The sequence below is a fragment of the Brevibacillus centrosporus genome, assembly GCF_003710815.1.
Taxonomy (GTDB): Bacteria; Bacillota; Bacilli; order Brevibacillales; family Brevibacillaceae; genus Brevibacillus; species Brevibacillus centrosporus.
Map to the genome: position 1 here is coordinate 1 of NZ_RHHP01000041.1, position 19,270 is coordinate 19,270.

Annotated in this window: 23 protein-coding genes and 1 riboswitch; of the genes, 8 read left to right on the forward strand and 15 right to left on the reverse strand. The window is 49.4% G+C overall.

What is annotated here, in order from left to right; genetic code table 11:
- Positions 1-66: 66 nt before the first annotated feature.
- The 3 genes from EDM55_RS26070 to EDM55_RS26080 form a co-directional block, all read right to left on the reverse strand.
- Entirely contained in the window at positions 67-711 is a 645-nt protein-coding gene (locus EDM55_RS26070; RefSeq protein ID WP_122961733.1) for an RsfA family transcriptional regulator, read from the reverse strand.
- 143 nt (positions 712-854) lie between these two features.
- The gene (locus EDM55_RS26075; RefSeq protein ID WP_246071027.1) at positions 855-1,646 is read right to left on the reverse strand and encodes an enoyl-CoA hydratase/isomerase family protein; all 792 of its coding nucleotides are present in this window, start codon (positions 1,644-1,646) and stop codon (positions 855-857) included.
- A 134-nt stretch (positions 1,647-1,780) separates the two neighbouring features.
- Positions 1,781-2,158, reverse strand: coding sequence for a Spx/MgsR family RNA polymerase-binding regulatory protein (locus EDM55_RS26080; protein ID WP_092267736.1), 378 nt, complete (start codon positions 2,156-2,158; stop codon positions 1,781-1,783).
- A 283-nt stretch (positions 2,159-2,441) separates the two neighbouring features.
- Between EDM55_RS26080 and EDM55_RS26085 the strand changes: the two genes are divergently transcribed.
- Positions 2,442-3,140: a helix-turn-helix transcriptional regulator gene (locus EDM55_RS26085; protein ID WP_122961734.1), complete on the forward strand. Its 699-nt coding sequence runs from the start codon at positions 2,442-2,444 to the stop codon at positions 3,138-3,140.
- Between the two features lie 133 nt (positions 3,141-3,273).
- Positions 3,274-3,540: a DUF2626 family protein gene (locus tag EDM55_RS26090; RefSeq protein ID WP_055746684.1), complete on the forward strand. Its 267-nt coding sequence runs from the start codon at positions 3,274-3,276 to the stop codon at positions 3,538-3,540.
- A 44-nt stretch (positions 3,541-3,584) separates the two neighbouring features.
- On the opposite strand, the gene EDM55_RS26095 is transcribed toward EDM55_RS26090, so the two are convergent.
- Complete coding sequence (locus EDM55_RS26095) at positions 3,585-4,718, reverse strand: class I SAM-dependent methyltransferase (RefSeq protein ID WP_122961735.1); 1,134 nt, start codon at positions 4,716-4,718, stop codon at positions 3,585-3,587.
- A gap of 130 nt (positions 4,719-4,848) precedes the next feature.
- Between EDM55_RS26095 and EDM55_RS26100 the strand changes: the two genes are divergently transcribed.
- Positions 4,849-5,922: a coiled-coil domain-containing protein gene (locus EDM55_RS26100; protein ID WP_122961764.1), complete on the forward strand. Its 1,074-nt coding sequence runs from the start codon at positions 4,849-4,851 to the stop codon at positions 5,920-5,922.
- A 25-nt stretch (positions 5,923-5,947) separates the two neighbouring features.
- Here EDM55_RS26100 and EDM55_RS26105 read toward each other — a convergent pair whose 3' ends face one another.
- Positions 5,948-7,237: a CapA family protein gene (locus EDM55_RS26105; RefSeq protein WP_122961736.1), complete on the reverse strand. Its 1,290-nt coding sequence runs from the start codon at positions 7,235-7,237 to the stop codon at positions 5,948-5,950.
- Between the two features lie 94 nt (positions 7,238-7,331).
- Positions 7,332-7,979 carry an MBL fold metallo-hydrolase gene (locus EDM55_RS26110; protein WP_092267732.1) on the reverse strand — a complete coding sequence of 216 codons (648 nt, stop codon included), beginning with the start codon at positions 7,977-7,979 and terminating at the stop codon, positions 7,332-7,334.
- Between the two features lie 57 nt (positions 7,980-8,036).
- Between EDM55_RS26110 and EDM55_RS26115 the strand changes: the two genes are divergently transcribed.
- The gene (locus EDM55_RS26115) at positions 8,037-8,543 is read left to right on the forward strand and encodes a hypothetical protein (protein WP_092267731.1); all 507 of its coding nucleotides are present in this window, start codon (positions 8,037-8,039) and stop codon (positions 8,541-8,543) included.
- A 52-nt stretch (positions 8,544-8,595) separates the two neighbouring features.
- Here the strand turns inward: EDM55_RS26115 and EDM55_RS26120 are convergent, their stop codons facing one another.
- On the reverse strand, positions 8,596-9,117 hold the full coding sequence (locus tag EDM55_RS26120; RefSeq protein ID WP_092267730.1) for a hypothetical protein: 522 nt from the start codon (positions 9,115-9,117) through the stop codon (positions 8,596-8,598).
- A 71-nt stretch (positions 9,118-9,188) separates the two neighbouring features.
- Positions 9,189-9,635 (reverse strand): hypothetical protein, encoded by a 447-nt coding sequence (locus EDM55_RS26125; RefSeq protein ID WP_092267729.1) that lies wholly within the window; start codon positions 9,633-9,635, stop codon positions 9,189-9,191.
- Between the two features lie 126 nt (positions 9,636-9,761).
- On the opposite strand from EDM55_RS26125, the gene EDM55_RS26130 reads away from it, so the two are divergent.
- The gene (locus EDM55_RS26130; RefSeq protein WP_122961737.1) at positions 9,762-10,238 is read left to right on the forward strand and encodes a DinB family protein; all 477 of its coding nucleotides are present in this window, start codon (positions 9,762-9,764) and stop codon (positions 10,236-10,238) included.
- A 350-nt stretch (positions 10,239-10,588) separates the two neighbouring features.
- Here the strand turns inward: EDM55_RS26130 and EDM55_RS26140 are convergent, their stop codons facing one another.
- Complete coding sequence (locus EDM55_RS26140; RefSeq protein ID WP_092267726.1) at positions 10,589-11,923, reverse strand: PhoH family protein; 1,335 nt, start codon at positions 11,921-11,923, stop codon at positions 10,589-10,591.
- A 176-nt stretch (positions 11,924-12,099) separates the two neighbouring features.
- Between EDM55_RS26140 and EDM55_RS26145 the strand changes: the two genes are divergently transcribed.
- Positions 12,100-12,720: a YhcN/YlaJ family sporulation lipoprotein gene (locus tag EDM55_RS26145; RefSeq protein ID WP_122961738.1), complete on the forward strand. Its 621-nt coding sequence runs from the start codon at positions 12,100-12,102 to the stop codon at positions 12,718-12,720.
- Positions 12,721-12,755: 35 nt separating this feature from the next.
- Here EDM55_RS26145 and EDM55_RS26150 read toward each other — a convergent pair whose 3' ends face one another.
- From EDM55_RS26150 to EDM55_RS26160, 3 genes are all read right to left on the reverse strand, one after another.
- Positions 12,756-13,943, reverse strand: a complete 1,188-nt coding sequence (locus tag EDM55_RS26150) for an aminotransferase class I/II-fold pyridoxal phosphate-dependent enzyme (RefSeq protein WP_122961739.1) — start codon at positions 13,941-13,943, stop codon at positions 12,756-12,758.
- Positions 13,940-15,103, reverse strand: coding sequence for an aminotransferase class I/II-fold pyridoxal phosphate-dependent enzyme (locus EDM55_RS26155; RefSeq protein ID WP_122961740.1), 1,164 nt, complete (start codon positions 15,101-15,103; stop codon positions 13,940-13,942). The genes EDM55_RS26150 and EDM55_RS26155 overlap by 4 nt, the downstream gene beginning before the upstream one ends.
- Positions 15,104-15,197: 94 nt before the next feature.
- A riboswitch (SAM riboswitch) is annotated at positions 15,198-15,317 on the reverse strand.
- Positions 15,318-15,399: 82 nt separating this feature from the next.
- A complete protein-coding gene (locus EDM55_RS26160; protein WP_092267722.1) occupies positions 15,400-15,858 on the reverse strand; it encodes a pyridoxamine 5'-phosphate oxidase family protein in 459 nt (152 codons plus the stop codon).
- A gap of 147 nt (positions 15,859-16,005) precedes the next feature.
- Here EDM55_RS26160 and EDM55_RS26165 point away from each other — a divergent pair, with 147 nt between their 5' ends.
- A complete protein-coding gene (locus tag EDM55_RS26165) occupies positions 16,006-16,335 on the forward strand; it encodes a DUF5665 domain-containing protein (RefSeq protein WP_122961741.1) in 330 nt (109 codons plus the stop codon).
- 9 nt (positions 16,336-16,344) lie between these two features.
- Here the strand turns inward: EDM55_RS26165 and EDM55_RS26170 are convergent, their stop codons facing one another.
- The 3 genes from EDM55_RS26170 to EDM55_RS26180 form a co-directional block, all read right to left on the reverse strand.
- Entirely contained in the window at positions 16,345-17,751 is a 1,407-nt protein-coding gene (locus tag EDM55_RS26170) for a hypothetical protein (RefSeq protein ID WP_122961742.1), read from the reverse strand.
- A gap of 170 nt (positions 17,752-17,921) precedes the next feature.
- Complete coding sequence (locus tag EDM55_RS26175) at positions 17,922-18,194, reverse strand: hypothetical protein (protein ID WP_122961743.1); 273 nt, start codon at positions 18,192-18,194, stop codon at positions 17,922-17,924.
- A gap of 10 nt (positions 18,195-18,204) precedes the next feature.
- Positions 18,205-18,531 (reverse strand): YlaH-like family protein, encoded by a 327-nt coding sequence (locus tag EDM55_RS26180; protein WP_092267718.1) that lies wholly within the window; start codon positions 18,529-18,531, stop codon positions 18,205-18,207.
- Between the two features lie 230 nt (positions 18,532-18,761).
- Here EDM55_RS26180 and EDM55_RS26185 point away from each other — a divergent pair, with 230 nt between their 5' ends.
- Positions 18,762-19,241 (forward strand): glutathione peroxidase, encoded by a 480-nt coding sequence (locus tag EDM55_RS26185; protein WP_122961744.1) that lies wholly within the window; start codon positions 18,762-18,764, stop codon positions 19,239-19,241.
- The last annotated feature ends 29 nt before the right edge of the window (positions 19,242-19,270 follow it).

Consider the following 19,270-nt stretch of genomic DNA (forward strand, 5'->3'; position numbering starts at 1 on the left):
GCTTTCTCAACAATCTGAGAAGCGGTGGAAGCCCGCTTCTTTTTTATTTCGTTATCCGCTCTCGCTTTACTTCTCCACACGCTCCAGATTTCCATTCTCATCCATCTTAAAGATAGCCTTGTTGGAATCTTCCTCTTGCAAAAAGGCAAGCTTGCGTGCTCGATCCATGATCTGTACGAGTGCCCGGTAATCTTCGTTCACGCCTTGCACTTGATCGAGCTCTTTCCTAGCACGCTCGTTTGCTTCTGTCAACTCTTTTATTTCCAATTCTTTTCCTTCTAATTCTCGTTCCAGTTGCTTGACACGACGAGACAACTCTTTTTGATTGACCAACATACGAATAACGGATTCAATCTGCTGCTCTTCGTCCAGCTCTCTCATGTCGAAATCAACCGGACTTGGGGCTTGACGTGCTGGAGGGGTAGTGACACTTTCCACCTCTGCTACTACAGCTGGTGCTGGTGCGGAGATTCTTCCCATTTTCTTTAACTGCTGGCGCTGGCTTTTTGCAATAGAGATAGCGGCATCGTATCGTTTGCGGACGCAGCTATTCCATCGGAAGCCGCATGCAGCAGCTGTCCTTCCCAACCTTTGACCCACTTCTTCAAATGCGGCTAATTGGGTGCCGCCTTCGCGAATGTGGCGCAAGGTGACTTCCGCCAACACTAGATCGTCGTCTTCGGTCCATGCGTCTTGTCTGGAAGCTACCATATGAGTCCCTCCCGTTACCTTTAAAAAGGATGATGTAGTTTCATCCTATGCTTTTCCCTACTCTTGTAGAATCGCTTTCTACTAGAAAAAGTATGTCCAAGCAAATAAATGTTTAAACGGAAGAAACCTGACCCTCTCGCAGCCTAACGTTTACGCAGAAATTTTTGCACGACGCTTACATGTTCATCCGTTCCCCAAATGCTCGCACATTGGCTAACTTCTTTTTGGATCCGCTCCTCTTGCGGTAGCCCATTGCGCTTCCAGTGCAGCATGCGCATATAGCCCTCGATCCCTACCAATGGCTGTGCAGCAATTTTCCGTGCAAACCTCTCCACTTCCTCCTGAAGCTTTTCAACAGGATACACTTCATCTACAAAGCCGTATCCTTTCGCTTCAAGGGCACTCATCCGCTCGCCTGTCAAAAGCAAGGCAAGGGCCTTGGATTCAGGCAGCTTGTCCAGCAAGCGGCTTCCACCGCCCCAGCCCGTGGTGATATGCATGCTGATTTGGACGAAACCAAAAACCGCTTGATCACTGGCAAATCGAAAATGGCATGCACCGGCAAATTCACAGCCCCCACCTACGGCTGCTCCATTTACCATAGCGATGACCGGCTTAGGAAAATGGTCGATAGCCGAGAGCAGTCCCGTTACTTTGTGTAAGAGTGGGAACGACTGTTCATATCCACGAACAGCGATAAACTGATTCAAGTCCCCACCGGAGACAAAGCTTTTGCCCGTTCCCGTTACAATCAATACTTTTACCTGGGTATCCGTTTCGCAATCCTTTAGCACAGCAGTTAGCTCATCCACCAGCTCCATGCTGATCGCATTATGTACTTCTGGCCGATGCAGTGTAATGGTAGCTACACCGTCCTGTTTCCCTACACGTAATGTTTCCATGATCGTTTCCCATCCTTTTCCGACGTTTCCCACCTTCTATTTTACCTCCCGTTAGCGCAAAATCCTACGGAGATTAGAAAACATAAGCTCATCGTGCCGTGCAGGATAATTCGCAAAAAAAGAAGGCGGCACATAGCCCCCCCCTCTTCCATACCTATAGGACTGTTTTAGGACAGCAAGCTTTTCATTGCCGATGAGTTAAAGCCCACGATAAGGTTTTCCCCATCAGTCAAAATCGGACGTTTCAGCAGCTGCGGCTCTTCGCTCAGCATTTCCAAAAGCTCTTTTACCGACATGTCGTTGATGTCTACGTCCAGGTTTTTAAAGCGTTGACTTCTCGTGGACAGAATTTCATCCAAACCGTTCGTCGTCATTTTGATAATATCGAGCAGCTCTTCAGCTGTCGGTGGATTTTTAAACAGATGACGCTCTTCGTAGTTGACACCATTCTCTGCCAGCCAAGCTTTCGCCTTGCGACAGGATGTGCAGCTCGGATACGTGAAAAACGTTAATTTACTTGTCTGTGTACGTTCAGCAACTGCCATCGGTTACCCCTCCATCTCATCTATGCAATTCGTTCATTTCGAACAAGTATTTCTTTCGTTCTTCCCATTTGATGGAAACAACTACTTGCAAAAAGTAAGCTAATAAAGAAACCTTCCTTACTACGGATTATAAATGTGTTATTAACACTATGTCAATAGTAGTTAATCTAAAAACTAGACGCAAAAAATTGCACGGATATGCGTCTCTTGCACACTACAACCTTAACAATCTAAGGAAAATCGGATACACTTATGATGATTTGCTTATGAAGGGGGTTCTGGCATGGATTGCGACGCTCAAAAGTTAACCAGCGCTTTAGCTGACCCCACCCGTTTTTCCATTTACCAATATGTTGCTTATAGCAAAGAACCGATTACTGTTACAGATGTAGCCGAACATTTTTCAATCCACCCCAACGTGGCTCGGCTTCACTTAACGAAATTGGAGGACGTTCACTTGCTTTCCGCCGTTTCGGACAAAAGCGGTAAGGGAGGACGTCCCAGCCGATTGTATTCGTTGTCCGATCAGGTGGTAAGCCTACAGTTTCCGCCGCGTGACTATCAGCTGCTAGCCGATATCGCGATTGAGAGCTTACTTTCGCTCGGCGAAGCAGGCGAAGCCGCATTGATCAAAATGGGATATCGCATCGGCACGGAGATGGCAAAACGGGCGGTAGCGAAAAGTGGTTTGAAGCTTGCGACTGCTACTATGGAAGAAAAACTGAGCCACATTCAGCGATTGGTTGTTGCCCAAGGATTGAAACCGGATATTGAAGCGCTTCAGGATGGGGTTCTTCGTTTTCGTGTAAACAATTGCACGTTCTCGGATACAGCCAAGAAGCACCCTACCGCTGTGTGCCAAATGCATAACGCTCTTTTAATGGGGATATTTGAATCGTACTTGGGGAAAATTGAATTACGTGAGGATGAATCCATGATTGGCGGATGCAAATCGTGTAATTATACAGTGATACAATACTGATATTGGACACCCTGTATTTTCCTATCTGCCAAAAAACCGTCATACCTTCCCGTTTACACACCTTCGCCCGTCCTATATAATGAGGAAGGAATCTTGTAAATCTTACCGTTCTATGCAAAAAGGGGGGACACAGATGGATCGTATGTATCGCGTTCTCGGTTTTTGGACCATCGTCATTGCGCTGATGTCTTTCTGGGGCGGCTTGTACCCAATGGCGCTGATTTTCTTCGGTCTGACAGCCTTCTTCGTAGCACTGAGCTACATGGCTTTGACTGAGCGAGTGTACCTGAACATTTTCTTTGGATTTATGTTCCTGTCTTTTGTAGGGTTCACGTACTACACATTCTTCATCATGCCAGTTGGCGGTGGAGAACACGCTATGCTTCAAATGATGCTGTAACGAAAAAAGATGCTCCCTACAGAGCATCTTTTTTATTTGTTGTTTTATCGCCAAACTTCCTCGAGAAAACGCAAGCCTGTGTGATTCTCGATCGCTTTGGACTGAACCATAACGCGAAATCGGCCTCCCAAGCCTGCTGGATCGATCAGCTGCTGGATGGCCCGGTTGCGTTTCATCGCCACGCTGGTAAACGGATCTCGGTCCTGATGAGCCACGGCCTTGTGCAGCAGACCGCTCCTGATCAAAAACTTGTCCTGCCGCAGATAGGCGATCTCCTTTAATCCCTCTCGCTCTCCGAAATCTCCCCACGCTGAAAAATTCACGTGAGCCGTTATATCCTCTTCTCCTGGATGCGCAAAAGGATTATCGTGCGCCTGATGACGATAGTAGCACATCAGCGTTCCATTTTTTCGGCTAGGGTGATACAAATCCTCTTGGCGATCTCCGTAGTCGATGGTCACAACAAAGCCTCGGTTCAGGAGCCGCGCTACGTCCCGCGCCGCCTGCTCCATGCCCAGATTGATCTCTATGCGCATTCCATTTGGCAATTTCCAATCCTGTTCTTCTAAAAAAGCAGCCAGTGCGGGTGTAACCGCGCCCTTTTCTTCTCCAAAGCCCGATTCCTGACTACTCACCCACACCTCCTGCCAGCCTCGTGCTGATTTTTCCACGATATGCACCGGAAAAGCATCCAGCCATTCGTTTGAGAGAATGACCCCTTCAATCGACTGCTTGTCCGCAGCTTCAGCGAGAGAAGAATACCAGTGCTTTGGCACATCATGAGCGCTCAGCGCTTCCTCCTGCAGCTTTCGATGATACGGGCTCGTTTCAATGAGGATGACCTTCATCGCCTGATACAGGTCTGGTGCTTCCTGCTGCAGCCGATCGAGTATATTGCAGCACTGTCTTCCTGTTCCTCCCCCAATCTCGACGAGGACAGGTGCTTGCATCTGCGAAATACGCCACATATCCGCTACTACATCTGCCAGCGTTTCTCCGAACACAGGATGGACCGAGGCGCTTGTAAAAAAGTCGCCGTCTTTTCCCACCTTTGGTTTGTCCGACATGTAGTATCCGTAAACCGGATGGTACAAAGCCAGCTCCATGTAACGCGCAAAGGGAATGGCCCTCTCGGAACGACTCTCAATTTCCCTGTGAATGACGGCATATAGATCCATATAGACTCTTCTCCTGCTATTCAAATTCAACCTGATAAGGCTATAATACGAAAAGAAGTCATACAATGTGGAGAGAATAGGTGCATTCATCTCGTACACCGCTTCCCATCACGATACAAAAGGTGAAATCATGCGCAAATTTCTGCTCATCTTGTTCCTAGTTGTATGTCCGCTGACGGTATTCGCCGAGGAGGAGAAGCCCGTTTCTTTGGAGCAGCTGATCTTGCAGCAGCATTTTACTCAAAAAGAATTGGAGCGTACCCTCACCCTCATCAAAAAAGAGGAGACACGGACCCAAGGAGATATTGCTCAGCTCGAGCTTGATCTGAAACGACAGAAGCTGGTTATCGAAGCCATGCATCGCCATGCAGGGGAAGTGGCGAGGGCCTATTATACAGGCGAGCGCGCCAATCTTCTGACACTGCTGCTCAATGCGGAAAATTTCAACGAGTTTTTATTGATGTTTGATTTTATTCAAATTCTCTATGACCGGGATATGCAGCGGCTGGAAATGTATCAGACGGAACGAACCAAGCTAGTCACCATGCAGGAAGAAGAGCACAACCGCCTCGCACAGCTGAAGGAGCTGCGGCAAAAATACGAAGCGCAGCTGTCTGAGATGCTTGCCATTCAGGCTGAGAAAGAGAAAAACGTACAAAAACTGGACGACCCCACAACCGTCGAAGCCCTGATGGATCATCTCATCGCTGATTGGCAAAAACGGGGACTGCCCGCGTTTCAGACGTTTTTCGGCGTTCTCGCTGATGTCATGGTGCAAGTGCCTGAGCTCGCCACGCCCGATCGCATTCAGTCAGATGGACTACTCTCGCATACACTCGTCATCAATCAGGATGATTTCAACCAGTTTCTGATGAATAAAGACGAACTGTTCAAGCAATCCCACTTTTCCTTTGATGACAACAAACTGATTGTGGACGGTACCTACGATCACATGCAGCTTCGGCTGGTCGGCACGTACGAGCTCGTCTCTCCTTCTGAATTGAAGTTCCATATCTCCGAGCTGTACTTTGATGGTTTTGCCTTACCACCATCCACTGTTGATGATATGGAAAAAATGTATGATCTCGGCTTCTACCCCGGATTGATTTCCCCGAACATTCAAGTGGAAGGCATCTCGATGCAAGACGAGGAGCTAAAGCTTCATTTGCGCTTGAATCTGCCTTTCGGGTTTGGCAGCAAATAGGAAAAAGAAAGAAGGCCAGCTCCCTTTAGCTGGCTTTTTTCTTTGATACAACTGTACTCACATGCACAGCCATTTCCTGATCTAGGCGTTGCATATACGCGATGGCGTCTTTCGTAAGGGTCGGATATTTTTCTCCCTTTTCGAGCATGGCTAACGTCTGGGGAACGGGATAAATGACATAATTGCGTTTCCCTGCCTTGCGAAAGAAATGCACGTAGGTCGGAATCATCTCGGCGCTTTCGATGGACGCTACTCCTGTCTCGCTTTTGTGCAGCGTCATGCGCAGAATTGCTCCCACGTCCTTGTAATCCCAACGCTGAGCAGAAATGAAATTGCCCAGAGAGTAGGCAATCAGGCCTTTATGCTCTCTGCCATCCTCCAGGGTTACCGTCTTCCATTCATAGGGCTGTACAACGTGTGGATGGGCTCCCAGGATCAGATCCGCGCCGTACTGAATGCACAGCTCCGCCGTTTTTTTCTGCGCTTCATTTGGCAGGCGCTGATACTCGACTCCAAAATGAAGCGCTACCGCTACCAGATCTGCCCCTTTTTCGCGTGCCCGGGCGATGTCTTTCTTGATCAGAGCAGGATCGATCAGATTGATCAAATACGGCTTGCCGGCAGGAATGGGAATCCCGTTCGTTCCGTAGGTATACGACAGTAGTGCAAGTGTAAACCCATCCTTTTTCAGCAGCAAGGGCTCATCCCGCTCTGCTGGACTGGCAAAAGTACCGGTATGCAGAATGCCAGCCTGATCAAGATGCTGGATGGTTTTCAAAACTCCTGGCTCTTTGCGGTCCAACGAATGATTATTGGCGGTCGATACGGCAGTAAATCCGACGTCCTTTAGCGTGGTAGCCAGTTCAGCCGGCGAATTGAACATGGGATATCCGGAATATCCAGCTTCCCTGCCACTCATTGTCGTCTCGAGGTTGCCGATCACCCAATCTGCCTCCCGAAAAAGCGGCACCACATTCGTAAAGAACGAGTGAAAGTCATACTCCTTTTTGCCCGGATTCCAAGAAGCATCCAGCTGCTCCTGGTGCATCATGATATCCCCTACGGCCATCACCGTCAGGCGCTGTTCGGGAAAACGGGAGGTTGGCTCTTCCACAGGGGTTGTAGCAGGTGGTTCTTCCGGCTTTTCAGTCTGTGCTGTTTGTTCCTCTGAAGGCGTAACGGGAAGAGTCGGAGCCGCCGTTTCAGCAGGAGTGGTGGAGGGTCTTTCCTGATTGGCAACGGGCGGGACACAACCCGTCATGCTTACACAGCCAATCGCCAGGATCACAGCCCAACGGCACCATTTTTCAGTCATACATACGTCTCCTTTTTCCTTTGTGACCCTTCCCTTTTCGCCACCTGCTACGAAAATCCTCTCACGGGCTACCAAACAGCGGCCTATTTCAAACTTATCGTAACAACCCTGTCACGAAAGGATTGAAGTTTTTCTCGGAATCAATCGTCGTTTTCGGTCCGTGTCCCGGATACACGATCGTATCGTCATTGAGCTCGAACAATTTGTCCTGGATGCTGATCATGAGTGTTTCGTAATCCCCGCCTGGCAAGTCCGTACGTCCAATGCTCTGCGCAAACAAAACGTCCCCCCCAAAGCAATGTCTGCCTATGACGAAAGAGCAGCTGCCTGGGGAATGTCCCGGGGTATGCATGACCTGAATCGTGAAGCCTGCAATCTCCAATGTTTGTCCGTCTGCCAGCTCATTTTCCGCTCGCTCGCATACAATCGGCTCGGGTAAATTCCAGCGGCTGGAACCATTCAAATCCGGATCTGTCAGCCAATCCTGCTCCAAGGGATGGATGTAGACAGGTGCATGAGTCAATGCCCGAACATCATTCAACCCTCCGATATGATCGAGGTGGGCGTGTGTAAGCAAGATCGCTACCACCTGTTTATTCTTGATAGCTTGCAGCATGGGCTCGGGCTTCATCCCCGGGTCAATGACGATCGTCTCACCTGTACCCGTGTTTGTGAGAACATACGCATTGGTTTGAAAATCTCCGAGTGGAAAGACTTGGATCGAAAGTTGTTGTTCGCTCATAGGAACCTCCTCATATTTTTGATACGATAAGAAAAAAGCTCTTAGGTGGTGGATCGTATGCGTTCTATGTACGGCGTAGAAATTCAAATACCAGCAGGAAAGCTGCCTGGGTTCTATGCTCAAGTCATACATAAAATTGGCGATCATGTCAATGTATTTGACCGGGATCAATTGCTTTTCATCGTGGAAAACGAGGACGAGCGCGACAAGCTGGAAGAAGTATTGCGCAAGCCCAATATGCTCGGAGACGTGTTCCCTCTTCTCCTCATGCCTTCGACCGCAAAGATCGAGTCGTTGGATGACAGAGGCTTCATCAGTCAAAACGAGCATCTTTATCTTTATGCAGATCGTATAGCTGTGTTCACGCTGCCGGAAAATCTCGGAAGTGAACCGGATCGCTGGGCAGCGCGCGAACAGCTGAGAGAACATTTGGTAGGCCAGATTCCCGGCTCCCCTGCGGCTCCCGCTCCTTCCTACATCATCGACGGCTCCCTGACTGAACTGGTGGAAGGGATTGCGCGGGCTTACCAGGTATCTTTGGAATGGGTCCATCGCGAAGAATAAAGCAAAAAGGAAGGTGCGTTCCTAATCGAACCACCTTCCTTTCGTATTCGCTCTAAAGCTTGTCAAAACGCATCCAGGCCACCAGGTTATTGGCGAGTCCAAAGCTCGCCTTGTAGCTTTTTCCCTGATAGATAACTTCCTTTTCGCCAGTTCCCATCCCGTATAATTGGGTCAGCTTTTCGGAAGCGTCATACATGGCCAGCCCTCTGATCGTTTTAAACTTCTGCGCATCCTCCTGCGGCACTCCGCTTAGCATGATGGATTGAAGCTGGCCCTTCTGCACTTTCAAAATGAGCTGGGTCCGGTCGATCAGCAGCATCCCCATGACGGCGTCTCCCTCTCCTGCCGCCATTTGATCCACCGTGTATGTCTGCCTCGTCACCATATCCATGAAATCAGCCTTGGTCGGCCTTAGAATTTCGATTGCTTCCTTGACGTTTTGACCTAAATAGACTCCATTAATCCCATACTCTTTTGGATTTTCTGCATCAAATTCATTTCCAGAGCATGCCTGCAGGAAAATAACTGCCAATACGAACATCACCATCATTTGAATAAATCGGGTATACTTCATGACGCCCACCTTTTCGCCAGTATGTACCCCGCTATCTTACCGCACTGCTGTCTATGCGGCAAGAATGGTTGTTATCTCCGTGGCCCCGTCACTTTCTCCCGCGGGCGATTCGGTGGTTGGTTGCTATTCATGCTCTGCTTATAGCCCTCTACAATTTTCAAGAGGGAAGCGAAAAATGGCGAGCCAAACACGGCTACGATTCCCCAGATCCAGGTTCCCAGCTTCCACGAATGCTCTACATAGGCCGTCTTTGCTCCAGTCAGGATGAGGGCAGGGTCTATGCCCATCACCCCGAAAATGATGCCGGCAGCTACAACAGAGATGAGCAGATTGAAAAAGCGTTTGTAGTGATTCAGCCTGGCTGCATGATTCACATCTTCCCAGCAATCCTCCTTGGGCTCGTAATCCGTTGCCAGAAATGGAATGACCGACTTGCACGCCTCTGTTACCCCAGCTGCTGCACTCGATACCGCCGTTACATAAATAAGAAACGCTATAGATGAGTCCAAATTCACCACACCACTCCACCCCCTAGTACATTTGTATGGGAGAAAGCGGATAATCATGAACGAAACCGTTTTCCTGGGGCGGATTTTAAGGTAACATGGACGCATACCACCATTTTAAGGAAAGGGGTTTTTTCTATGTCTAACAGCTCTTACATCTGGGATTCCTACGATCTGGTACGCAACATCACCCTGTCCGCATTGAACAGTGTTTCTGAAGAGGTGGCAGACGTCATACCTGAAGGCTTTAACAACAACATTCGCTGGAACTTCGGTCACATCCTGGTTACTCAAGACCTCTTCATGTACGGCCCAAGCTGTCCGAACTTGCCTGCAAACTATGCAGCACTGTTTGCGCCAGGTACCAAGCCTGCAAACTGGGAAGGCGACGTTCCTTCGTTGGCAACTCTCGCTGCGCAATTGGAGGAGCAAAAGGCTCGCATTAAAGAAACCTTTGCTGATCGTTTGGATGAAAAGCTGTCACAGCCATTCCAGCTCGGTAACAAAGGAACTATGAACACCATTGGCGAACTGTTTACTTTTTCCTTGTTCCATGAAGGTATGCATATGAACGCGCTGGGCGCTTTGAAGAAAGCAACCACTACAGGAAAATAGGCATGCCTGCAAAGCAAAAGCCCGGGATTACAATCCGGGCTTTTTTTGTATCCTTTGCTAACCGCGCTTTTCGCAAAAATGAAACCGCCCCCAATAAGGGAGCGGTCCTTGTCGAGCCCAATTGCTTATGGGGTTTTACCGATTATTCTCTTTGGCACTTCAACCTCCACGAGAGAGTTTGCTTTACCGTAAGAATCTAGGTTGTTCCACCAACGCGACTTTCGCCGACTGCTTGTTCATGTGTATCCACGGATATTCGCCTCCTGCAAGGCTTTACGCCGTTTAAACCATGAATCATCGGGCTCGACAAACCTATTATGATCCCATTTCTCAAAAGCTATACACCTTTTTTACAAAAGATCGGCAGCGAGCTGTGCCAGTACGCTCCGTTCGCCTTTTTCCAGCTTGATGTGCCCCGCCAGCTTTTGATCCTTGAACAGCTCCACGACATAGGTCAAGCCGTTGTTACTCTCATCCAAATACGGATGGTCAATCTGTTCCGGGTCACCCATCAGCACGATCTTGGAGCCATCGCCAACGCGGGTCAGGATCGTTTTCACCTCATGCTTCGTCAGGTTTTGCGCTTCATCGATAATGATGAACTGCCCTGGGATGGAGCGCCCCCGAATATAGGTCAATGCCTCTACCTGCAAACTCCCCATGCCCGCCAAAATTTTATCCAAATCTCCAGGACGTTTCGTATTGAACAAGTATTCCAGATTATCGTAAATCGGCTGCATCCATGGCCTCAGCTTTTCTTCCTTCTCGCCAGGCAGGTAGCCGATGTCTTTTCCGAGTGGAACAATCGGTCTTGCAACCAGAAGCTTTTTGTATTTCTGCTGATCCTCAATTTGCAAAAGTCCTGCGGCCAATGCCAGCAGGGTTTTTCCTGTTCCGGCCTTGCCAGTCATGGTGACCAGCGGGATATCGTCTCGAAGCAATAGCTCTGTCGCCATTCGCTGCTGAACGTTCCGCGCTCGTATCCCCCAGATCGGGTCGTCATCCGATACGAGCATCTCCAATGCTTTGCCATCTGGATCAACCTTGCCGATAGCGGATATTGATGGGTTGATTTCATCCTTCAATACCAGGAATTGATGAGGATAAAATCGGTATTTTGGAAAACAAGAGGCAAGCTGCAGCCTTCGCGTCGCATAGTAAGATTTAATGATCTCGGAGGCGACCATCATTTTCTGATACCCCGTATAAATGCTGGAGAATTCACCTACCACGCGATCAGAAAGGAAGTCTTCCGCTGTCAGGCTCAGCGCATCTGCCTTGACACGCATCAACGCGTCCTTGCTGACGAGAATGACGGGGCGGGGGTTTGGAGAAAGGTTTTCTTCTTCTTGCAGATTCAATGCGACAGCGAGGATGCGATTGTCGTTCGTCATTTCGGTAAACTGTTTTTGCAGCTGATGCAGCGAAGAATGATTCAGCTCCACTCGGAAGAGTCCGCCCGTTTCCAGCGTGATCCCTGTGTGCAAGTGTCCCAGCTCACGGAAGCTGTCAAAAAGCCGCGAAACGTACCGTGCGTTGCGGCCTATTTCATCCATGTACCGCTTTTTGGAATCAATTTCTTCCAACACCACTGCGGGTATAACAATTTCATTGTCGGCGAAGGAAAACATCGCCCGTGGATCTTGCAGGAGTACGTTGGTGTCCAGTACGTAGATTTTCTTCAAAATCTCGCCTCCTATTACCCATCTTATATACCCTATGCAATTTTTGGAGGGATGCTCTGGTGCGGCGACGTGATGTACTACAGTTTATGTTGACGGATACACAGATAGACGGACCTTTCCCAGAATGAAAACAAGCTGGCCGGAACAAAATACTCGTAACTGCTGGGAAAAGGAGAATGCCTGTGAAACGGACTGTTACCTACTACCTTGGTATTTGCGTGTTGCTCACCGCATGCATGTCAGGCAATAAACCGCCGGCCAACCAGGCTGCGCCGCCGCCCAATCAACAAGTGCCCCATACGCAGCGCGTTCAGCAAACTGCGCCGCAGCCGACGTATAATCAATCCTCGCAAGCGACAGCGGATCGCCTCGTCCAGCTGGCGACTCGTGTGAAAAAGGTAAACGGTGCGACTGCTGTCGTGATCGGAAAAATTGCCGTCGTAGGTATCGATGTGGATGCGAGTCTGGACCGGCCAGAAGTGGGAGTCATCAAGTACACCGTTGCCGAAGCGCTCAAGGAGGATCCTCAGGGGGCCAATGCGGTTGTAACGGCTGACCCTGATATCGTCCAGCGCCTCCGAGAAATGACGGCAGATATTCGCCGCGGTCATCCTGTATCCGGTTTTGTCGAAGAACTGGCGGATATCGTAGGACGCATCATTCCTCAACTGCCTCGTGATGTACGCCATCGTGAAGAAACACCGTCACAAGAAAATGAGCAGCGCATCAACAAGAGCAACAACTCACATCCAACCGGGAACAAGAATATCAACGTCAATCGAACAGGTGCACCTTAAACACATGCAGCAAAAAAAGGCATTCGCCCAGGCTTTTACGCCCGGGAGAATGCCTTTTCTGATGGCGCCGCCGCCTCCAAAGAAGGCAGGGAATCCAATGCTTGCTGCAAATCCAAAATCAAATCATCCACATCTTCGAGTCCAGCCGATAGACGGATCAGCCCGTCGGTAATCCCGCGCTGTGCTCTTTCCTCTGCTGGCATCGCCGCATGCGACATCGCTGCCGGGTAGGAGAGAATCGTTTCAACGGCCCCCAGGCTCACAGCGACGATCGGCAGCTTCACCCGATCAAAAAGCGCTTTTGCCCGTTCGCGGCTCCCTACGTCAAAGGAAAGCACAGCACCATGACCACTGGCTTGCGCTTCCTGGATCTCATGGCCAGGATGGTCAGCCAGACCCGTGTAATAGACGCGCGTGACGGCAGGATGTGCCTGGAGCCAATGCGCGATTTTTTCTGCAGTACGTGTGCTGACATCCAGACGCGCTTTTAATGTTTTCAGACCGCGCATGACCAGCCAGCAGTCCTGTACGCCGAGAATCGCCCCCATGCCGTTTTGTATAAAGTAGAGCTGTTCTCCCAGCGCTGTATCGCGTGTAACCGCCAAACCAGCTACGACATCGCTGTGACCTCCGATGAATTTTGTCGCGCTGTGAATGACAATATCTGCCCCCAGCTCCAGCGGGCGCTGATAATACGGGGTCAAAAACGTGTTATCCACGATGACCAACAACCCGTTTTCTTTCCCAATTTGACACACAGCCGATAGATCTGTCACCTTTAGTGTAGGATTGGACGGTGTCTCCAAATAGATGCCCTTTGTCGTCGGCTGGATCGCAGCCCTGACGGCTTCTGTCTGTGAGGCATCAACGAACGTGACGGTTATCCCCATCCGGGACAGCACTTTCGTCAAGAAGCGAAAAGTCCCTCCATAGACGTCCTCTGCAACGACGACATGATCCCCAGCGGAAAAAAGCATGAACACGCTGGAAATGGCAGCCATACCGGAAGCAAAAGCGAAGCCTCTCTCTCCGCCCTCTAGACCTGCAATCGCGTGCTCCAAGGCTTCGCGGGTCGGATTGCCGGACCGCGCATAATCGAATTTGCCTGGCTGATCCAAATCAGCCTGATGAAACGTAGAAGCCTGGTAAATCGGTACCGACGACGCGCCTGTAGCCGGATCAAAGCACGATGTGCCATGCAGCACTCTGGTGGCAAAATTCATCGCACACTCCCCCCAAGCGTCAAGCTCGCATCCAGCGCCTGGCACAAGTCTGCAATCAGGTCATCCGGATGCTCAATGCCTACAGACAAGCGGAGCAGACGGTCACATACCCCGACATACTCGCGAATCTCCAGTGGGATATCCGCATGTGTCTGCGTCGCCGGATATGTACACAACGATTCAACCCCACCCAGACTTTCTGCAAAGGATACGATTTGCAAATGCTTCAAAAACGGCTTCACTTGATCCGCTGAGCGCACCCGGAAGGAAACCATGCCACTAAATCCACTCGACTGCTTCAACTGCACCTCGTGTCCCGGATGATCCACCAGCCCAGGATAAAAGACTTCCGTTACGGCTGGATGCTCTTTCAGCTTGCTCGCCACGGCAAAGGCATTGGATTGATGGCGTTGCATCCGCAAGGCCAGAGTCTTCATCCCCCGAAGCAGAAGCCAGCTGTCCTGTGGACCTAAAACCGCTCCGATGGAATTATGCAAAAAACGGATTTTTTCCGATAACTCTTGCCCTTTTGTTACGATCAAACCTGCCAGCACATCATTGTGTCCGCCGAGATACTTGGTCGCGCTATGCAGGACGATATCTGCTCCCAGCTCAAGTGGACGTTGACAATAGGGAGTCATGAACGTATTGTCTACGATGGTCAAGAGACCGTGCTGTTTTGCAAGCTGCGCCACTTCTCCTATATCCGTAATCTGAATCAGGGGGTTTGTCGGTGTCTCCACAAAAATGGCTTTGGTTTCAGGCTTCACAGCTGATTCCAGCACTGCCAAGTCACGCAAATCTACATACGAGAACGTCAATCCGTATCGGGACAAAACCTGTTCAAACAGTCGATATGTCCCCCCGTACAAGTCTAGTGAGACAATCAAATGATCTCCTTGGGAAAACAAGCCCATGACGGTGTGGATAGCCGCCATTCCGGAAGCACACGCGAAGCCGCCATCGCCTGATTCCGCTGCCGCAATCGCCTCTTCCAGAACCACCCGAGTAGGATTCGCTGTTCGCGTATAATCAAACCCTGTGCTTTCCCCCAACGTCGGATGGCGATAAGCTGTTGAATAGTAGACAGGGAAATTAACCGCCCCCGTCTTTTCGTCTTTCCCTACACCCGCTTGAACAAGTTTTGTCTCCAAATGCATCTGTTTTCTCTCCCTCCAATAGTGTAAGAGGGGCATGAAAAAAAGCCCCTTTCCTCTGAAAGAAGGCTTTGATTACGTCGCCGTAAGCAAGACCTTCTCATCTTTCAGAGTTTGATAACTCTGCAGGAATTAGCACCATTATCTCCCTGTATAAATACAGGTGATTGGTTGCCGGGCATCATCGGGCCAGTCCCTCCGCCTCTCTGGATAAGAAGATTGCTATTCAATTTGATTGATCCTAATACTAACGGATGGGCATCTTCCTTGTCAACAGGATTTTCCACCTAGCCCCTTCGCTAGTTTGCGTTCTTCAAAGCTTCCATCACTTGATTGTCCAGCTTGGCCGCTGCATTTTTATCGTATGTTTTTTCATATTGCGGCTCGACAGAAATACGAGAACCATAGAACATGATGTCCCGCACTGCTTCAATGGCTATTTCCACCATAGCCAGCTTGAGTGGAACACCTTCGAGCCTTTCCGATTTTACGACCGCCCGACCGTTGATCGCATAAGAGGAGCCAGCCCCGATCAGATGCAAAACAACCTGCGGCTCTTTTGTAATATTGGTTAAGATGCGCGATCGGTTATCCACAGCAAAGCGGATCAAATCGCTAGACGCCGCATAAGTCCAGGACAAGGAACTGAGGGCAGGAGAACCCGACTCGTGATCGATGGTAGCCAGCGTGACAAAACGCTCCTTTTGCAAGAGCCCATACAATTCTTCTGACAGGGATCGGGAAACGGTTTCAGCCATTTTGCTTGCCTCCTTGTAAACGTAACGTACGCTTATTGTACCCTCCTGGAAAAGGTTTAGGCAAACGTTTCCTCTTTGTCTTGCTTCTCCCTCTTTTTTTCCCTAAACTGGAAGAAATCCAAACGACTGAGAAATGGAGGCTACCTGATGACTCCCACTGACCGCTTGCTTACCCAAATTGACCAGTTGCTGCAGGAAATCAAAGAGGTGCGCAAACTAAACGAGCGTATGGATAAAATCGCCATGTTTCTCGAAGATATTCGTCTCGCAGACATCGTCCAAAACTATACAGCCCCGCGCAAGCTGCTCTGGATCAATTTCCTCGCAGGCCTTGCCCGGGGTCTGGGTCTGACACTAGGAACTGCCATCGTGCTTGCGCTGCTTGGCTCGCTCCTGTCTCAGTTCTTATCCATACCGATTATTGGCGATTACATAAAAGACTTGGTAGACTACGTACAATCCTACAAGCAGCCGTGAGACCCATGATTAATCGTCATCACGGTCTTTCCCGGCATCATCACCTCGTTCGCGATCATACTCCTCGGCATTTTGCTTCGACCACTCGCCCTGCTTTTTCCAAAAGCCATACGCATTCCCATTCGGATAGTGGTCAAGCTTCCCTTTTCCCTTTTTATCCTTTGCTTCGTCCTCATCGTCGCGTTTTTCAGCTTCCCGCTTCAAAATGTCAGCTAAGCCCTTGATGTTGTTTGTTGCGAACGCAGCCTGTTTCACCAGCTTATCGTTGACGTACAGCTCCAGACGAACAGCATCCTCCTGAAAGCTCAGGTTTTTCAGAGGAAGCTTGAGTGTGTATTCCCCTTTGTCATTTGGCTTCACTTCTTGCTTTTTGCCATCAAGCTTCGTCACCATCAGCTTGATTCCACTATTTTTGGCCCAACCTACGACATTGCCTTTCACTTGGATGCTTTTGGTTTTCAGATCCAGGGCAGCTGCTCCGGATAGCGCGTAGGTTTTCACTTCTTCTTTGGCCGGCGCATTGATAACCTCGATGTCCAATGTGTCGGAATCACGCTTCTCATCGTCTACGTAAACATCGAGCGTAGCCTTGCCTGTCGTGCCTTTGACGTTTTTCAGCGTAATGCTGTAGCTGCCCACACCATCCCACAGCTTTTTCACTTTTCCTTCGCCTTTTACCCCATCGATCGTCACGACAACCTTATCTACATCCTGCTTGACGATCCCCTTGACTTTCAGTTCCCCTTTTTTCGCGTCGAGCACGGCCAAGCTATGTATGATCAGCGCTGCTTCTTCCTCCGCTTGCGGGATTACCTTCACTTTTTCACTATCCACCAGCGCACTGCCAGCGTACGCACTGACCGTAACGTATTGCTCACTTGCTGTGTCTTGAGAAGCAAAGGTCACGGTAAAGGAATGCTCGCTAGTCGGAACGACCTCGATATTATCGCCATTCGGTTTTTTTACAACGACTTTGGTAACATCTTTTGTCACGATGCCTTTGATGTAAACCTTATTGCTTTTGGTTTGTCCACTGACGCTGACGATCTCCTCTTTTTCATCCGTAAAACGAACCTCCAGCCAAATATCGCTGTAGTATTGGTTGTAAATTCGCTCCCACTCTTCTTTGTTCTCTTCCATATATGATTGCAATTTTGTATTCAGTTTTAGTTCATCCACGATGATGTACAGATGCTCCGCCTGAGTTTTGAGCAGCATATTCAACGTTTCTGGATCGTTTTTCGCCAATTCCTTCAGGTTGTAGCGGGTGACTTCCTTTCCTGCCTCGTTCATGACCACTTTGGTTGCACTCGGTGATCCAAACGAGCTGGCATTCGCGAAAATCGGAGTCAATGCCCCAATAATCCCAGCTGCCGCCACTACCGCCAATACAGGCTTTTTCGTTATCTTTTTCATAGTAGTTCCCCCTCTTCGTATGCCAATAATCTCCTGCTTGACGTAAAGCACTTTTACAGACGATATACGCGTTCAATAGGTTGCATAAACAAGAAAACCGCTTCTTTTGACCTAGAAAGGAAACGCAAAAAAACCTTCCAGATCCTCTCTGGAAGGTTTCGCACACTAGCTTATTGATTGTATTTCGGCTCACTTTCGATAGCATGGAGCAGTGCCTCCACGAGCTCTGCGGGAAAGCGGCCTTCCCACTCGACCGAAGCCACTTGGCCAAAGACGATATACCAGGCACCCTCGATCCGGTAGCCCAGTCCCGTCATTTGATGATCCTCGCGCAACAGCTCCAAAAAAAACGAGGCCGTATCTTGCGCCGACCGATCATCTGGACGTGCATCTGCAACGACTTGTATTTGTATCCAATTAAAGAGGGCGTCATCTCGCTTCACTTCATTACACTCACTTTCTCTGCGCTTGTTCTGGTTTGATTCTAAGCTTCACGATCACGAGAATCAAAATGGCTACTAGCATTGCGCTCTTAACCGGAAGCTGAACATCCAGGATGGCAAATATCAATGCTCCTGCAAACAAGAGGACGTAGAGTAATATCGTTTTGAGGATCGGCATGCGAATCCTTGTCGCGAAGCCAAGATAGTAGACTAAAACCAATTGCACAAACAAAATCCAGGCCCGATTGTGATCCGCCCATAAACGAAAGCTGTCAAAGGCAGAAAGCTGATCCGGGTCGGCAGGAACGTAGGTTGACGCTAGTTGAATCCAATCCATTCGAATAATTCCTCCTGTTTCGCACACGACCAGATGTCTCGTGCAAGCCGTGGATGCAGATTTCTCCGCGGCTTCGTACTTTCGTGCTTGTACCCTTTACTATCAAAATCTATCCATTTAACTTTATCAGGTGGCGTATTTTCTGTCAAAACCTGTTACACCTCATCGCTGGCTCGCGAGCAAATGGACATGTTATGATGGCTGTGAGAATAGAAAAAGGTGGGAAAACAATGAGCCTATATGACGTAGCAGTAAAAACGATCTCCGGGGAAGAAACAACACTTGCGAAGTACAAAGGTAAAGTGCTGTTGATCGTAAACACCGCGAGCCAATGCGGTCTGACACCACAGTACAAAGGCCTGCAGGAGCTCTATGAGCGTTATCAGGAGCAAGGCTTGGTTGTGCTCGGCTTCCCGTGCAACCAGTTCGCAGGTCAAGAGCCGGGCAGTGAGGACGAAATCGCTCAATTCTGCGATAGAAATTACGGCGTTACTTTTCCCCTTTTCGCCAAGGTAGACGTAAACGGTCCAAACACCCATCCTTTGTATCAGCGCTTGAAATCTGAAGCTCCGGAAGGAAACGGTGAGGATATCGAGTGGAACTTTGGGAAATTTCTCGTCACGAAAGAAGGGCAAGTGGCCAAAAGAATTGGGCCGCGCGTCCAGCCAGAAGAGATTGCAGGCGATATCGAAGCTCTGCTGCAAGCTTGATTGACCAATCTGATACGCGTACGCCCCTT

Coding starts and splice junctions, on each gene's coding strand:
- EDM55_RS26110 (WP_092267732.1), bottom strand. CDS start 7,979: ATGAGCGAACAACAACTTTCGATCCAAGTCTTTCCACTCGGAGATTTT.
- EDM55_RS26150 (WP_122961739.1), bottom strand. CDS start 13,943: ATGAATTTTGCCACCAGAGTGCTGCATGGCACATCGTGCTTTGATCCG.
- EDM55_RS26090 (WP_055746684.1), top strand. CDS start 3,274: ATGGATCGTATGTATCGCGTTCTCGGTTTTTGGACCATCGTCATTGCG.
- EDM55_RS26165 (WP_122961741.1), top strand. CDS start 16,006: ATGACTCCCACTGACCGCTTGCTTACCCAAATTGACCAGTTGCTGCAG.
- EDM55_RS26120 (WP_092267730.1), bottom strand. CDS start 9,117: ATGAAGTATACCCGATTTATTCAAATGATGGTGATGTTCGTATTGGCA.
- EDM55_RS26170 (WP_122961742.1), bottom strand. CDS start 17,751: ATGAAAAAGATAACGAAAAAGCCTGTATTGGCGGTAGTGGCGGCAGCT.
- EDM55_RS26095 (WP_122961735.1), bottom strand. CDS start 4,718: ATGGATCTATATGCCGTCATTCACAGGGAAATTGAGAGTCGTTCCGAG.
- EDM55_RS26145 (WP_122961738.1), top strand. CDS start 12,100: ATGCCTGTGAAACGGACTGTTACCTACTACCTTGGTATTTGCGTGTTG.
- EDM55_RS26085 (WP_122961734.1), top strand. CDS start 2,442: ATGGATTGCGACGCTCAAAAGTTAACCAGCGCTTTAGCTGACCCCACC.
- EDM55_RS26105 (WP_122961736.1), bottom strand. CDS start 7,237: ATGACTGAAAAATGGTGCCGTTGGGCTGTGATCCTGGCGATTGGCTGT.
- EDM55_RS26100 (WP_122961764.1), top strand. CDS start 4,849: ATGCGCAAATTTCTGCTCATCTTGTTCCTAGTTGTATGTCCGCTGACG.
- EDM55_RS26080 (WP_092267736.1), bottom strand. CDS start 2,158: ATGGCAGTTGCTGAACGTACACAGACAAGTAAATTAACGTTTTTCACG.
- EDM55_RS26130 (WP_122961737.1), top strand. CDS start 9,762: ATGTCTAACAGCTCTTACATCTGGGATTCCTACGATCTGGTACGCAAC.
- EDM55_RS26160 (WP_092267722.1), bottom strand. CDS start 15,858: ATGGCTGAAACCGTTTCCCGATCCCTGTCAGAAGAATTGTATGGGCTC.
- EDM55_RS26070 (WP_122961733.1), bottom strand. CDS start 711: ATGGTAGCTTCCAGACAAGACGCATGGACCGAAGACGACGATCTAGTG.
- EDM55_RS26155 (WP_122961740.1), bottom strand. CDS start 15,103: ATGCATTTGGAGACAAAACTTGTTCAAGCGGGTGTAGGGAAAGACGAA.
- EDM55_RS26115 (WP_092267731.1), top strand. CDS start 8,037: ATGCGTTCTATGTACGGCGTAGAAATTCAAATACCAGCAGGAAAGCTG.
- EDM55_RS26185 (WP_122961744.1), top strand. CDS start 18,762: ATGAGCCTATATGACGTAGCAGTAAAAACGATCTCCGGGGAAGAAACA.
- EDM55_RS26180 (WP_092267718.1), bottom strand. CDS start 18,531: ATGGATTGGATTCAACTAGCGTCAACCTACGTTCCTGCCGACCCGGAT.